The sequence below is a fragment of the Microbacterium sp. NPDC056569 genome (assembly GCF_042793475.1).
Taxonomy (GTDB): domain Bacteria; phylum Actinomycetota; class Actinomycetes; order Actinomycetales; family Microbacteriaceae; genus Microbacterium.
On sequence record NZ_JBHTUV010000007.1, the window covers coordinates 203,360 to 217,636 of the forward strand.

Below are 14,277 nucleotides of genomic sequence, written 5' to 3' on the forward strand. Positions count from 1 at the left end.
CGCAGTTGATTACAAAATAATCCCAGTTCGAAGGTGTTTCTTCTCGGAATCGCGACTGCCGGACAGGACAAGACAGCGCTGACATACGACGCTTGCGGAACCGTTTCGAAGATGCATATTCTGACCGCGCGACGAACCACGCAACGGTGCGACGACGCGCACCGGCAGTTCAAGGGCGAACCTGACAAGGAGACATCACATGGCGAAGAAGGCTTTCGCGGGCATCGCGCTGCTGGCGACCGCCGCGGTCGCGATCAGCGGCTGCGCGGGCGGCGGCGCGAGCGACGCCGACAACACGATCGACGGCGAGGTCAAGGGCGACATCAAGGTCGTCACGTGGCGCACCGACCTCGTCGAGGACGGCACGTTCGACAAGTACGCCGAGGAGTTCAACAAGGAGTACCCCGACGTGAACGTCACGTTCGAGGGCATCACCGACTACGCGGGAGAGATGCTCACGCGCATGAGCACCACGAACTACGGCGATGTCATCGGCATCCCGGCGATCAAGCCGGAGCAGTACGAGCAGTTCCTCGAGCCGCTCGGCGACACCGCCGACTTCGAGGACACGTACCGCTTCCTGCCCGCAGCGAGCTACGACGGCACGCAGTACGGCATCGCATGGGGCGGCAACGCCAACGGCGTCGTCTACAACAAGAAGGTCTTCGAAGAGGCCGGCGTCACCGCGCTGCCGACGAACGAGGACGAGTGGCTCGAGGCGCTGCAGCAGGTCAAGGACAACACCGACGCCATCCCGCTCTACACGAACTACAAGGACGGCTGGCCGCTGACGCAGAGCTTCGGCAACCTCGGCGTCGTCACCGACGACGCCGACGCGCCGATCACGATGGCCGAAGACACCGCTCCGTGGACCGAGGGCACCGACGTCTACGCGATCGACTCGCTGCTGTACGACAGCGTCGCGGCCGGCCTCACCGAGGATGACCCGCTCACCACCAACTGGGAGCAGTCGAAGGTCGACCTCGGCACCGGCAAGATCGCGGCGATGACGCTCGGCTCATGGGCGATCTCACAGATGCAGGCTGCCGCTGAGGACAACGGCGCGTCCGCCGACGACATCGGCTATATGGCCTTCCCGGCGAACGTCGACGGCACGCAGCTCGCCGTCATCGGCGGCGACTACAACCTCGCCGTGAGCAAGCACTCCAAGGCCAAGGCCGCGGCCTGGGCGTGGATCCAGTGGGTCGTCGAGGACTCCGGCTACACCGAGGCACAGGGCATGATCTCCCCCGTCATCGACAAGCCGCTCCCCGACAACCTCGCCGGCTTCGAGGAGGCGGGCGTCCAGCTCATGGAGATCAACCCCGCCCCCGCCGGCAAGGAGGGCCTCATCAACAACGTGGCCGACGACGCGCAGATCGACCTCTACGGCCCGATCTACCGTCAGAAGCTCGTCGACATCGCCCGCGGCGCCGCCGACGGCGACAAGGAGAGCTACTTCGCCGAGCTGAACGAGCGCTGGGGCGCCTCGGTCGAGAAGCTCCAGGGCTGAGCGGACGGGGACGGCAGCGACATGGCCATTGCGACACCCGGTGCGGCACCGGCGGATGCCCCTGCCGTCCTCTCCGCGCCCGTGCGGGCGCGCCGGTTCGGCGGGTCACCCCGCCGGACCGGCCGCCGGCGCGGCGGCTCCGCCGGACGGAGCGTCCTCCAGCACCTCACCCCGTGGTTCTTCCTGGCCGGGGCGGTGGGACTGCTGCTGCTGTTCACCTACTGGCCGGCGGTGAACCTCTTCTACTTCAGCGTCACCGACTGGGACGGCATCGACCTCCAGAAGAACTTCGTGGGGCTCGACAACTACGTTCAGGTCTTCACCGACCCGCGCATCTTCTCGGTGTTCGGCGTCAGCCTCTACTACTTCTTCGCGTCCTTCGCGCAGATGGCGATCGCGCTGTACTTCGCGACGATCCTCAGCTTCTCGACGCGGTTCTCGAACCTCTTCCGCGGCATCCTGTTCTTCCCGTACCTCATCAACGGTGTGGCGATCGGGTTCGTGTTCCTCTATCTGTTCCAGCCCGGCGGCACGCTCGACACCGTGCTCAGCTGGTTCGGCGTCAGCGACCCGCCGCAGTGGCTGGGCAACCCCGACGTCGTCAACTGGTCGCTCGCCGGCACCTCGGTCTGGCGCTACACCGGCATGAACTTCGTGCTCTTCCTCGGCGCGATCCAGTCGATCCCGCACGAGCTGTACGAGGCGGCCGACCTCGACGGCGCGAGCCGCTGGCAGCAGTTCTGGGCCATCATCTTCCCCGGCATCCGCCGCGTCATCGGGCTGTCTTTCATCCTCGCGATCGCCGGCAGCCTCAGCGTCTTCGAGATTCCGTTCATCATGACCGGCGGCGCCAACGGCTCGGCCACGTTCGTGATCCAGACGCTGCAGACCGCGTTCACCTTCCGGCAGGTGGGCCTCGCGTCCGCCATGGCCGTGGTCCTCCTGGCGATCGTGCTGGTCGTGACCTGGATCCAGCGAAAGGTGTTCCCCGACGAGAAGGTCGACCTGACATGACCACCACCACCGAAGACCTCCGCACGATGCCGCAGCGCACGACGCCGCCGCGCACCACCCGCGGCCGCTCGCCGCTCGAGCGCCTCCGCGGCGTGAGCGCGACGACGGCGAAGTACCTCAGCCTCATCGTCGCGGCGGTCGTGACGCTGCTGCCCCTCTCGGTGCTGCTGTTCGCGAGCCTCAAGACCGCCCCGGAGTACGCGCAGACCGGGCCGTTCGACCCGCCGGAGAACTGGCTCAACTTCGACAACTTCGTCACCGCGTTCACGAGCGGCAAGATGCTCGAGGGGTTCGTGAACACCACGATCGTGCTCGTCGTGTCGCTCGCCGGCACGATCTTCATCGGCACGATGGCCGCGTACGCGCTCGACCGCTTCTCGTTCCGCGGCAAGAAGCTCGTCTTCGGGCTGTTCCTCGTCGCGACGCTCATCCCGAGCGTCACCAGCCAGGTCGCGACGTTCCAGCTCATCAACGGTCTCGGCCTCTACGACACCAAGGCCGCGCTGATCCTGCTCTTCATGGGCACCGACATCATCGCGATCTACCTCTTCATCCAGTTCATGCAGTCGATCCCGGTCTCGCTCGACGAGGCCGCGATGATCGACGGCGCCAACCGCTGGACGATCTACTGGCGCATCGTGCTGCCGCTCCTGCGCCCCGCGATCGCGACGGTCGTGATCATCAAGGGCATCGCGGTGTACAACGAGTTCTACGCACCGTTCCTCTACCTGCCGTCGGAGGGCCTCATCTCGACCTCGCTGTTCCGGTTCAAGGGACCGTTCGGCGCCCAGTGGGAGGTCATCTCGGCCGGCACCGTCCTCGTCATCATCCCCACTCTCATCGCCTTCCTGCTGCTTCAGCGCTGGATTTACAAGGGCCTCACCGCAGGAGCCGTCAAGTGACCTCTTCCCTCTCCTTCCGTCCGATCGACGCCGGCTGGACGCTCCAGGCTTCCGCTGGTCCCGTCCCGGATGGATTCATCACGGATGCTGCCGCCGCCGTCCCCGCGACGGTGCCGGGGTGCGTGCACACCGACCTGCTGGCGGCGGGTCTCATCCCCGACCCGTTCCTCGACGACAACGAGTCCGCGCTGGCATGGATCGGACTGGTCGACTGGACGTACGCGACGACGTTCACGTGGGCGCCGGACGACGCCGACCGCACGGATCTCGTGTTCGAGGGCCTCGACACCGTGACGACGATCCTCCTCAACGGCCGCGAGATCGGCGCGACGGCCAACCAGCACCGCTCGTACCGGTTCGACGTGCGCGACGCGCTCGTCGAGGGTGAGAACGAACTCGTGGTGCGGTTCCGCTCGCCCGTGAAGTACGCCAACGAGCAGAGTGTCGCGCTCGGCGTGCGCCAGCGCCCGTACCCCCTCCCCTACGACGCGATCCGCAAGTCGGCGTGCAGCTTCGGCTGGGACTGGGGCATCGCGACCTACACGAGCGGCATCGTGAAGCCGGTCGGACTCGAGTCGTGGTCGGTCGCTCGCCTCGCCCAGACGCGCGTCGTCGCGACGCCGGACGGCGACGGCGGGTCGATCACGGTGGAGGTGGAACTCGAGCGCGCCGGGTCCGCAGCATCCGTTCCGCTCTCCGTGCACGTCGCGGTGAACGGACCCGGACTCGACGACGACGCGCTGCCGGGCACGACCGTGGTGGTCGAGGGAGAGCGCGCGCGTGTGCGTCTGGACATGCCGGCCGTCGAGCGCTGGTGGCCCGCGGGCTACGGCGAGCAGCCGCTGTACGTCGTGGACGTGCGGCTGCACGGCGACGGTCCTGACGTGATCGATGCGACACATCGGGTCGTCGGCTTCCGCGACGTGCGCTGGGACGTGACGCCCGACGAGGCGGGCACGCCGTTCACCCTCGTCGTCAACGACCAGCCGGTGTTCGTCAAGGGCGTCAACTGGATCCCCGACGACGCGCTCACGGTCCGCGTCACGCGCGACCGGCTGCGGCGCCGTTTCGAGCAGGCGCTCGACGCGAACCTCAATCTCATCCGGGTGTGGGGCGGCGGACTCTACGAGTCCGACGACTTCTACGAGCTCGCCGACGAGCAGGGCCTGCTGGTGTGGCAGGACTTCCTCTTCGCGTGCGCCGCGTACGCCGAGGAGGACCCGCTGCGGTCCGAGGTCGAGGCGGAGGCGCGCGAGAACATCGTCCGGCTCGGTCACCACGCCTCGCTCGTGCTGCTCACCGGCAACAACGAGAACCTCTGGGGCTACGAGGACTGGGGCTGGAAGCTGCGCCTCGACGGCAAGACGTGGGGTGCGCACTACTACTACGAGCTGTTCCCGGCGCTCGTCGCCGAGCTCGCGCCGCACGTGCCCTATGCGCCGGGCAGCCCCTTCAGCCCGGGCGCCGGCTGGGACGGCGAGGCGCAGACCGGGCCTCACCCGAACGACGAGCAGCACGGGTCGATGCACCTGTGGGAGCAGTGGAACCGCGAGGACTGGCACACGTACCGCGACCACCGGCCGCGGTTCGTCGCCGAGTTCGGGTGGCAGGGTCCGCCGGCGTGGAGCACTCTCGTGCGCTCCGTCTCGGACGCGCCGCTGACACCGGAATCGCCGGGCATGATCGTGCACCAGAAGGCGATGGAGGGGAACACCAAGCTCTCGAACGGCTTGATCCCCCACTTCCGGATGCCGGAGGCCATGGAGGACTGGCACTGGGCGATGCAGCTCAACCAGGCGCTGGCCGTGCGCACTGCGCTCGAGCACTTCCGCTCATGGGCGCCGCACACGCAGGGCGCGATCGTGTGGCAGCTCAACGACTGCTGGCCGGTCACCTCGTGGGCCGCGATCGACGGCGATGAGCGTCCGAAGCCGCTGTACTACGGGCTGAAGCACGCGTTCGCGCCACGCCTGGCGACGATCCAGCCTCGCGGCGGCGACCTGGCCGCCGTGCTGGTGAACGACACCGCCGAGACGTGGGAGGGCGAACTCCTCGCACGCCGGGTCGGGTTCGGCGGCGACGAGCTCGCGCGGTTCGCGACGGCGGTCTCGCTCGCCCCGCGCGAGACCGTGACCGTCGCGCTGCCCGGCGACGTGGCGACCGCCGGCGACGCGGCGTCCGAACTCGTGGTGGCGGGCGTCGACGATGTGCGGGGCTCCTGGTTCTTCGCCGAGCCGCGCGATTCGGCGCTGGGCGCTGCCGACGTCGACGTCCGCACCGAGCCGACCGCCGGCGGCACGCGGGTCACGCTCACCGCCTCGACGCTGGTGCGCGACCTCACGCTCCTCGTCGACAAGGTCGACCCCGACGCCGTGGCGTCCGACGCGCTGATGACCCTGCTTCCCGGCGAGAGCGCGACGCTCGTCGTGCGCCACGACGGCGAGGGGCTCGCAGCATCCGTCCTGTCCGATCCGCGGGTGCTGCGCACCGCCAACGAGCTGGTCGTCTCGTGACCGCGGAGACCGCCCAGGCACTCGGGCCGTACGTGGCCGGAATGACCTGGGGATGGACCGGCGTGCGCGGAACGTGGGCGACGCCGGAGGCATCCGAGTCGATGCGGCTGATGGCGGACCACGGCGTGAACTGGACAGCCCTCGCCTATTCCGCCCTGCAGGACACGGCGCAGTCGACCGAGGTGCGGTTCCGCGAGGAGCCGACCGTGACCGACGACGAGATCGTGTGGGCGATCCGCGAGGCGAAGGCGCTCGGGCTGAAGGTGTGCCTCAAGCCCGTCGTCAACGTCGCCGACGGCACGTGGCGCGCGTACATCGGATTCTTCGACCAGGACGTCCCGGGCGAGCCGACGTGGTCGGAGTGGTTCGCGTCCTACCGGGAGTTCATCGTGCACGCGGCGCGGATCGCCGAAGTCGAGGGCTGCGAGATGCTCTGCGTCGGGTGCGAGATGGTGCGCGCCGACGCCCGCGAGGCCGACTGGCGCGAGCTCATCGCCGCCGTGCGGGCCGAGTACTCCGGCATCGTGACGTACAACTGCGACAAGTACCAGGAGGACCGCCTGGGCTGGTGGGATGCCGTCGACGTCGTGACCTCGAGCGGCTACTACCCCGTCGACGCGTGGGAGGCCGAGCTCGATCGCATCGAACGGGCCGTCGCCGCCATGGGCAAGCCGTTCTTCTTCATGGAGGCCGGCTGCCCGTCGCGCGAGGGGTCGCCGGCGCGACCGAACGACTGGTCGCTGCCCGGCGAGGTTTCGGGCGACGAGCAACTGCGGTACTACAGGGTCATGTTCGAGGCGTGCGCGCAGCGCGCCTGGGTGGGGGGATTCATGTTGTGGGACTGGCCCGCGCGGCTGTACTCCGCTGAGGAGGCCGCGTCGAACGACGACTACTGCCCCTACGGCAAGCCCGCGGGCGAGTATCTCCGCGTGCAGTACACGGCGCTGTCGGCGGGGGCCGCGCGATGACCGCCGGGGTCCTCGCGATCGACGCGGGCCAGACCGGCATCAAGGTGCGCGTGCGCGAGCACGACATCGTCTTCCCGGGCATCCGCACCGGCGAACCGCTCCTCCCTCAGCTCGCAGCTGTCGCGCGCGCCGCGATCGAGCGCACGGGCGCCGAGATCTCCGTCGTGAGTGCGGGGGTGTCAGGGCTGACCACGCGGGAATCGGATGCTGCCGCCTTCCTCGCCCGGATCGACGACGCCGCCGTGCACGAGGTGATCCTCGCCCACGACTCGACGACGTCGTTCCTCGGGGCTCTCGGCGACACGAGGGGCGCGGTCGTCGCCGCGGGCACCGGGGTGGTGACGCTCGCGGTGGGCGCCTCGCGGGTGGCCCGGGTCGACGGGTGGGGATACCTCATGGGCGACGCGGGCAGCGGCTACTGGATCGGCCGCGAGGCGCTCGACGCCGTCATGCGCGAGTACGACGGCCGCGGGCCGACGACGGCGCTCCGCGCCGTCGCGGAGGAGCGGTGGCCGGACCTCAGCCAGGCGTACATCCACCTGCAGTCCGATCCCGAGCGGGTGAGCGTCGTCGCGTCGTTCGCGGCCCACGTCGCGCGGCTTGCCTCGGACGGCGACGCGGTGTCGCAGAACATCACCGTCCGCGCCGGCGGCGAACTGGCCCACAGCGTCGAGACGGCCCTGCGCCGGGTGCGCTCCGGCGACGAGGGCGAGCACTTCGCCGCGTGCGCGATCGGCGGCGTGTTCCGCTCCCCGCAGCTGCGCGAGGCGTTCGCGTCGCACATCGCCGCGAGCGAGTTCGACGTCACGCTGGTCGAGCCCCTCGGCCACGGCATCGACGGCGCCGCCGCCCTCGCGGCCCTCGCGCCGCAGCATCCGCTCGCCCACGCGGTGTCGATCGCCCACGCCTGAGCCGGCCCCGCACACCCCCCCACCCACCCCCCATCCACCCCCACCTCCTGCTCACCTGTCGCAACCTGTCGCCCGGCGTGGCACTTTGCGGCAGGTGAGCAGATCGGGGGTGTGCTCACCTGTCACAACGTGTCGCCCGGCGTGGCATTTTGCGACAGGTGAGCAGATTCGGGGCGGGCGGGCGAGCAGCGGAGACGACGGATGCCCCGGCCCTGTGTGGACAGGGGGGCCGGGGCATCCGGGGTCTCGGCGGGGGTCTAGACCAGCGACTCCCGCCACGCGGCGTGGAGCTGGGCGAACTTGCCGGTGCCGCCGATCAGCTCCTCGGGGGTGTCGTCCTCGATGATCTGGCCGTGCTCCATGACCAGCACGCGGTCCGCGATCGCGACCGTCGACAGGCGGTGCGCGATGATGATCGCAGTGCGGTCGGCGAGCAGCGTCTGCAGGGCGTCCTGGATCTGGCGCTCCGACGGGATGTCGAGCGACGCCGTCGCCTCGTCGAGGATCAGCACCGCCGGGTCCGCGAGGAACGCCCGCGCGAACGAGATCAGCTGGCGCTGCCCCGCCGACACGCGTCCGCCGCGCTTGTTGACGTCGGTGGCGTAGCCGTCGGGGAGAGCCTGGATGAAGGCGTCCGCTCCGACAGCGCGTGCCGCGGCCTGGATCTCCTCGAGCGTCGCGTCGGGCTTGCCCAGCGCGATGTTGTCGGCGACCGTGCCGCTGAACAGGTACGCCTCCTGCGTGACCATGACGATCGCGCGGCGGAGGTCCTTCGGGTGCAGGCTGCGCAGGTCCACTCCGTCGAGCGTCACCGCACCGCGCGTCGGGTCGTAGAACCGCGACACGAGCTTGGCGAGCGTCGACTTGCCGGCGCCCGTCGTGCCGACGAGCGCGATGGTCTGCCCGGCCGGGATGTCGAGCGAGAAATCCGGAAGGATGACGCGATCCTGCGAGTAGCCGAAGAGCACGTCGTCGAACCGGATGTGGCCCTTCGCCGCCCAGAGGTCGACCGGGTGCTGGGGATCGGGGACCGTGGGCTCCTCCTCAAGGACTCCCGACACCTTCTCGAGAGCCGCCGTCGCGGACTGGTACGAGTTCAGGAAGAACGCGACCTCCTGCAGCGGTGAGAAGAAGTTGCGGACGTACAGCACCGCCGACAGCAGGAACCCGATCTCCATCGCGCCGTCGACGACGCGGATGCCGCCCCACGCGATCACGATCGCGAGGGTGAACGACGCCACGGCCATGAGCCCCGGCTCGAATGTGCCGAACAGGCGGATCGAGCGCATGTTGACGTCGCGGTAGTCCATCGCCAGACCGCCGAACTCCTCGTCGTTGCGCGGCTCCTTGCGGAAGGCCTTCACGGCGCGGATGCCCGTCATCGTCTCGACGAACTTCACGATCACCTTGGCGCTGATGACGCGCGACTCGCGGTAGACCAGCTGCGAGCGCGTGTAGAACCAGCGCATCAGGAGGAAGAGCGGGATGCCCATCACCGTGAGGATCACGCCGGACTGCCAGTCGACGATGAAGAGCGCCACCAGCGTGAACGCACCGTACAGGATGCCCGAGACCAGCTCGTTGAGTCCGCCGTCGAGGAGCTCGCGGATCGTGTCGAGGTCGCTCGTCTGCCGCGAGATGATTCGGCCCGACGTGTACGACTCGTGGAACTCCAGGCTCAGCCGCTGCGTGTGCAGGAAGATGCGCTTGCGGAGGTCCAGCATGATCGCCTGCGTGAGGCGCGCCGCGACGACGACGTACCAGCCGATGAGGGCAGCGCCGCCGATCGCGGTGACGAGGTAGACGAGGACGACCAGGATCGTCGGCATCCAGTTCATCTGCTCCACCGCTGCGGGCAGGGCGTTGTTGATGCCGATGCCGATGAGCCAGGGGCCCGCGACGCGCAGTGCCGTCGAGACGACGAGCACGATACCCGCGAGGATCAGCTGCCCCCGCACCGGGGTGATGAGCGAGCCGAGCAGGCGCAGCGAGCGCTTGCGGATCGCCTTGCTCTCGGCGCGCGTGTAGTCGGAGCGGTCTTCGCCGCTCGTTCCGGTCACCGTGGTGCTCACAGGGTCACCTCCCATTCCTGGTCTTCCTGTCTGGCCCGCAGTCGCGCTTCCTCGACTTCGAGACTCGAGATCACGTGGCGGTAGTGCTCGCTGGTGCGCAGCAGTTCGGAGTGCGTGCCGACGGCCGTCACGCGTCCGGCTTCGAGCAGCGCGACGCGGTCGGCGAGCGTGACCGTCGACGGGCGGTGCGCGACCACGAGGGCCGTCGTCTCGTGCAGGACCTCGCGGAGCGCGTCCTCGACGAGCGCCTCGGTGTCGACGTCGAGCGCCGACAGCGGGTCGTCCAGCACGAGCACGGCGGGCCGCGCCGCGACGGCGCGCGCGAGCGCGAGGCGCTGGCGCTGACCGCCGGAGAGCGACAGGCCCTCTTCGCCGATGATCGTGTCGACGCCGTCCGGCAGGTCGTCGACGAACGACGCCTGCGCCACGTCGAGCGCCTCCCGCATCACCCGCTCGGCCTCGGGGCTGCCGGGCACGAGGTCTTCCCGGCCGAGCAGCACGTTGTCGCGCACGGACTGGGAGAACAGGGTCGCGTCCTCGAAAGCCATGCCGATGTGCCGGCGCAGCTCGCCGAGCGTCAGGTCGCGCACGTCGACGCCGTCGAGCGTCACGCGGCCGCCGGTCACGTCGTACAGGCGGGTCGGCAGCGTCGTGAGGGTCGTCTTGCCCGAACCGGTGAGACCCACGAGCGCCATCGTCTCGCCCGGCCGCAGCACGAGGTCGACGCCGTCGAGAAGGTCGCGCTCGCGCTCCGCAGCATCCTGATACCGGAAGTGCACGCCCTCGAACGCGAGCTCGCCGCGCGGCTTCGCGATCGTGGCCGGAGTCTCGGGGTCGACGATCGTGTTCTGCTCGTCGAACACCTCGAAGATGCGGTCGGTCGCGGTGCGCGCGTCGAGGAGGAACGAGAACAGGAAGCCGATGGACTCCATCGGCCAGCGCAGGACGGTGGCCATGGCGAAGAAGGCGATGAGCTCGGCGCCCTGGAGCTGGCCGAGCGCCGTGAGGTAGATCCCGGCGCCGAGGCACAGCGCGAACGCGATGTCGGGCAGCAGCACGAGCCAGAACCAGATCCAGCCGACGGCGCGCGCCTTGCTCAGCTCGGTCTCGCGCAGCGTCTCGGCCTGGCGCGTGAACTTCTGCAGCGCGTGCTTGCCGCGGCCGAAGGCCTTGAGCACGCGGATGCCGTGCACGCTCTCCTCGACAGAGGTGGCGAGGTCGCCCGCCTGGTCCTGCGACTGGCGCGCGAGCGTGCCGTACGACTTCTCGAAGCGGTACCCCGCGTACCAGAGCGGCGCGGACGTCACGAGGAAGATCGTGCCGAGCAGCCAGTGCCAGCGGAACAGCAGCGCCGTGCCGACGACGATGGTGATCACGTTGACGACGAGCAGCACGAGGCCGAAGGCGAGCCAGCGGCGCAGCATGCTGATGTCCTGCATCATGCGGCTCAGCAGCTGCCCGGACTGCCACCGGTCGTGGAACGCGACCGGCAGGCGCTGCAGGCGCGAGTAGAACGTCTGGCGCAGCTCGTACTCGACCATGGTCGCGGGTCCGAGCACGAACCAGCGACGGAGCCAGACCATGAGGGCCTCGGCGAGGCCCAGCGCGAGGATCGCGGCGGCGCCCCACGCGATCAGCGCGATGTCGCCGGACGCGATCGGCCCGCCGACCACCTGCTCGAGCACGAGCGGGATGGTCAGCGCGAGGAGGCTCGCGACGAGCGCGCTGGCGGCGCCCATCGCGAGACGCGGAAGCACCGGCTTCGCGAAGGGAAGGAGCCGGGCGAGGGCTCTGAAGGTGGACAGTTCGGACCGTTGCGGCTGTTCTGATCGTTCAGCGAGGGCGGTGGTGGTCATGATCCTTGTAGGGGTGTTGCGATGACCCGTCGTCGGGTCGCGTGGCGACGGCGCGTGGGAGCGCTGTCATGAGAAGGAGCTTCCTCGGGAGGAACGCTCCGGGGGACGGCGGTATGCCGAATCCGGCAGAGCCGGCAGGTGCGAGGAGCGGATCTACCCCTGAACGCGGGGACGCGGCAGCCAGGAGACGGTGCGGGGTCCCGCGAGACGGAGGACGAAGGCGGTCTTCGCGGCGACGGCGGCCTGATACATTTCTTCCTCCTTGGGCTCAGCGGAAAGGGCTGTGCGCGCCGCTAGGTCGTAGCGACGCGACAGCCCTCCAGCATATCCCTGGGAATTCTCTGAAAGCAACAACCGCTTTCCGGTCCCCCGGAAAGCGGGTGCAGCGGTGGTTCAGACGAGCGCGGGCACCGCCGCTTCGCGGTCGAGCAGGCGCTGCTTGACGGGAAGGCCCCACGCGAACCCGCCGAGCGTGCCGTCGGTGCGCAGCACCCGGTGGCAGGGCACGAACAGCGCGGGCGCGTTGCGCGCGCAGATGGATGCGGCGGCCCGCACCGCGCTCGGAGACCCGAGCTCGACGGCGAACTCGCTGTAGGTGAGCGGGCGTCCGGGTGCGATCCGCCGCAGCGCCGCCCAGCCGGCGAGCTGCATCGCGGTGCCGTGCTGCGACACCTCGACCGTGTCGATGGCGGCGAGGTCGCCGCCGTAGTAGGCGGCGACGGCGGCGGCAGCATCCGTCTCGCCGGTCTGGACGGATGACGGACGCACGCGTTCCCCGAGCCGGGCGAGGATCGCTTCGGTGTCGGCGGTCCAGCCCGAGGCGAGCACCCGCCCGCCGCCGTCGGCGAGGAGCGTGAACGCGCCGTCGGGCGTGTCGACGGTCTGGATGATGGCGGTCGTCATGACATGCCTCCGGTGGTCGTGAGGGTGGGGACGGACGGAACGGATGCTGCGCCCCGGCGCGCTGCGGCGGGCTTCGGCGGGACGGCGTGCCACAGGTGGGCGGTGAGGTAGCTGCGCCAGGGGGCGGTGCGGGCGGCCCAGTCGTCGAGCGCCCGCGGGTCGGCGGGGAGTCCCGTCGCGGCGGCGCCCGCGCGCACGGCGACATCGCCGGGGAGGAAGACGTCGGGGTCGGCGAGCACGCGCATGCGGACGTAGTCGGCGGTCCAGGGTCCGATCCCGGGCATGGCGAGGAGTGCGGCGCGCTGGTCGGCGGCATCGTCGCCGGCCGTGAGGGTGAGCGAGCCGTCCGCGAGGGCCGCGGCGGCACCGGTGATCGACCGGATGCGCGCGGCGGGACCGCGGAGCACCTCGGGGCCGTGATCGGCGATGGCCGCCATCGTCGGGAACAGTCGCACGGGCTCAGGACTTTTCTCGGGGCCGGCGCCGGCCGACGTCCCCGTGTCGGCCGAGAGCATGCCCGCGAATGCGGGCACCTCCTCGCCGAGTGCGGTGGTGAGCGCCGTCAGCGCGGTGCGCGCCGCGACCACGGTGATCTGCTGTCCGACCATCGCCCGGATCAGCATCTCGTGCGGGTCCGCCGCGCCCGGCACCCTGATGCCCGGGAGCGCGGCGACGAGCGGAGCGAGCTCGGGATGCCTCGCCAGCGACTCGTCGACCGCGTCCGGGTCGGCGTCGAGGTCGAACAGGCGGCGCGCCCGCGTGACGAGTGTGGACAGATCGGCGAGGTTCGTCAGCGCGGCCCGCAGCCGCACCCGCCCAAGGTCGTCGAGGCGGAGCTCGAACCAGGCAGGACCGTGCGGCAGGCGGAGCGTGCGGGCGAAGGTCGACGCCGTCGCCCCCTCGGCACCCGGGATGGCACGAGCCGCCATCCACGCGAACAGACCGGGGGCGTCCAGCGTGCCGCGGTGCGGAAGTGCGAGGTCGATGGTGACACCGGGTGCCGACGTGACCGGCCCCTCGTGCCGTGCGACACGGCGTCGGGCGCGAAGTTCGAGCGGCGGCATCCCGAACACCTCGCGAATGGTGTCGTTGAACTGGCGCACGCTCGCGAACCCCGATGAGAACGCGACGTCTGCGGCAGAGAGATCGGTGCCGACGAGCAGCATGCGCGCGGTCTGCGCGCGGTGCGCGCGGCTCAGGGCGAGGGGGCCGGCGCCCAGCTCGGCCGTGAGCAGCCGGGTCAGGTGCCTCGGCGAGTAGCCGAGACGGCGGGCGAGCCCGGGCACGCCCTCGCGCTCGACGACGCCATCGGCGATGAGCCGCATGGCGCGCCCGGCGGTGTCACCGCGGAGGTTCCACTGCGGCGAGCCGGGTGCCGCCTCGGGCAGACAGCGCTTGCACGCGCGGTAGCCGGCCTCGTGCGCGGCGGCACTCGTCGGATAGAACGTGACGTTCGACGGCTTCGGCGTGCGCGCGGGGCAGCTCGGGCGGCAGTAGATGCCGGTCGAGCGCACCGCCGTGACGAACTGCCCGTCGAAGCGGGCGTCGCGCGAGTCGATCGCGCGGTACCGCTCTTCGAACGTCATAGCCAGGCTCATGCCTCCAGCCTGACACGCTCCCCCGAC

Annotated in this window: 10 protein-coding genes; 6 read left to right on the plus strand and 4 right to left on the minus strand. The window is 70.1% G+C overall.

Annotated elements, in window-relative coordinates; genetic code table 11:
• The first annotated feature begins 199 nt into the window (after nt 1–199).
• From ACFQ7C_RS10415 to ACFQ7C_RS10440, 6 genes are read left to right on the plus strand one after another with little or no spacing between them, the layout of a single operon-like run.
• Nucleotides 200–1,513, plus strand: a complete 1,314-nt coding sequence (locus ACFQ7C_RS10415; protein ID WP_378900117.1) for an ABC transporter substrate-binding protein — start codon at nt 200–202, stop codon at nt 1,511–1,513.
• Between the two features lie 21 nt (nt 1,514–1,534).
• On the plus strand, nt 1,535–2,527 hold the full coding sequence (locus ACFQ7C_RS10420) for a carbohydrate ABC transporter permease (RefSeq protein WP_378900120.1): 993 nt from the start codon (nt 1,535–1,537) through the stop codon (nt 2,525–2,527).
• Nucleotides 2,524–3,429 (plus strand): carbohydrate ABC transporter permease, encoded by a 906-nt coding sequence (locus tag ACFQ7C_RS10425; protein ID WP_378900123.1) that lies wholly within the window; start codon nt 2,524–2,526, stop codon nt 3,427–3,429. The genes ACFQ7C_RS10420 and ACFQ7C_RS10425 overlap by 4 nt, the downstream gene beginning before the upstream one ends.
• Nucleotides 3,426–5,942 carry a glycoside hydrolase family 2 protein gene (locus ACFQ7C_RS10430; protein WP_378900126.1) on the plus strand — a complete coding sequence of 839 codons (2,517 nt, stop codon included), beginning with the start codon at nt 3,426–3,428 and terminating at the stop codon, nt 5,940–5,942. The genes ACFQ7C_RS10425 and ACFQ7C_RS10430 overlap by 4 nt, the downstream gene beginning before the upstream one ends.
• On the plus strand, nt 5,939–6,910 hold the full coding sequence (locus ACFQ7C_RS10435; protein WP_378900129.1) for a glycoside hydrolase family 113: 972 nt from the start codon (nt 5,939–5,941) through the stop codon (nt 6,908–6,910). Before ACFQ7C_RS10430 ends, ACFQ7C_RS10435 begins: the two co-directional genes overlap by 4 nt.
• Complete coding sequence (locus tag ACFQ7C_RS10440; RefSeq protein ID WP_378900132.1) at nt 6,907–7,821, plus strand: N-acetylglucosamine kinase; 915 nt, start codon at nt 6,907–6,909, stop codon at nt 7,819–7,821. Before ACFQ7C_RS10435 ends, ACFQ7C_RS10440 begins: the two co-directional genes overlap by 4 nt.
• Before the next feature lie 257 nt (nt 7,822–8,078).
• Here ACFQ7C_RS10440 and ACFQ7C_RS10445 read toward each other — a convergent pair whose 3' ends face one another.
• The 4 genes from ACFQ7C_RS10445 to ACFQ7C_RS10460 form a co-directional block, all read right to left on the minus strand.
• Complete coding sequence (locus tag ACFQ7C_RS10445) at nt 8,079–9,908, minus strand: ABC transporter ATP-binding protein (RefSeq protein ID WP_378900135.1); 1,830 nt, start codon at nt 9,906–9,908, stop codon at nt 8,079–8,081.
• A complete protein-coding gene (locus tag ACFQ7C_RS10450; protein WP_378900138.1) occupies nt 9,890–11,749 on the minus strand; it encodes an ABC transporter ATP-binding protein in 1,860 nt (619 codons plus the stop codon). Before ACFQ7C_RS10450 ends, ACFQ7C_RS10445 begins: the two co-directional genes overlap by 19 nt.
• A 393-nt stretch (nt 11,750–12,142) precedes the next feature.
• On the minus strand, nt 12,143–12,652 hold the full coding sequence (locus ACFQ7C_RS10455; RefSeq protein ID WP_378900141.1) for a methylated-DNA--[protein]-cysteine S-methyltransferase: 510 nt from the start codon (nt 12,650–12,652) through the stop codon (nt 12,143–12,145).
• Nucleotides 12,649–14,250, minus strand: coding sequence for a DNA-3-methyladenine glycosylase 2 family protein (locus tag ACFQ7C_RS10460; protein ID WP_378900144.1), 1,602 nt, complete (start codon nt 14,248–14,250; stop codon nt 12,649–12,651). Before ACFQ7C_RS10460 ends, ACFQ7C_RS10455 begins: the two co-directional genes overlap by 4 nt.
• Nucleotides 14,251–14,277 lie beyond the last annotated feature (27 nt).

Coding starts and splice junctions, on each gene's coding strand:
- ACFQ7C_RS10415 (WP_378900117.1), top strand. CDS start 200: ATGGCGAAGAAGGCTTTCGCGGGCATCGCGCTGCTGGCGACCGCCGCG.
- ACFQ7C_RS10420 (WP_378900120.1), top strand. CDS start 1,535: ATGGCCATTGCGACACCCGGTGCGGCACCGGCGGATGCCCCTGCCGTC.
- ACFQ7C_RS10425 (WP_378900123.1), top strand. CDS start 2,524: ATGACCACCACCACCGAAGACCTCCGCACGATGCCGCAGCGCACGACG.
- ACFQ7C_RS10440 (WP_378900132.1), top strand. CDS start 6,907: ATGACCGCCGGGGTCCTCGCGATCGACGCGGGCCAGACCGGCATCAAG.
- ACFQ7C_RS10445 (WP_378900135.1), bottom strand. CDS start 9,908: ATGGGAGGTGACCCTGTGAGCACCACGGTGACCGGAACGAGCGGCGAA.
- ACFQ7C_RS10450 (WP_378900138.1), bottom strand. CDS start 11,749: ATGACCACCACCGCCCTCGCTGAACGATCAGAACAGCCGCAACGGTCC.
- ACFQ7C_RS10455 (WP_378900141.1), bottom strand. CDS start 12,652: ATGACGACCGCCATCATCCAGACCGTCGACACGCCCGACGGCGCGTTC.
- ACFQ7C_RS10460 (WP_378900144.1), bottom strand. CDS start 14,250: ATGAGCCTGGCTATGACGTTCGAAGAGCGGTACCGCGCGATCGACTCG.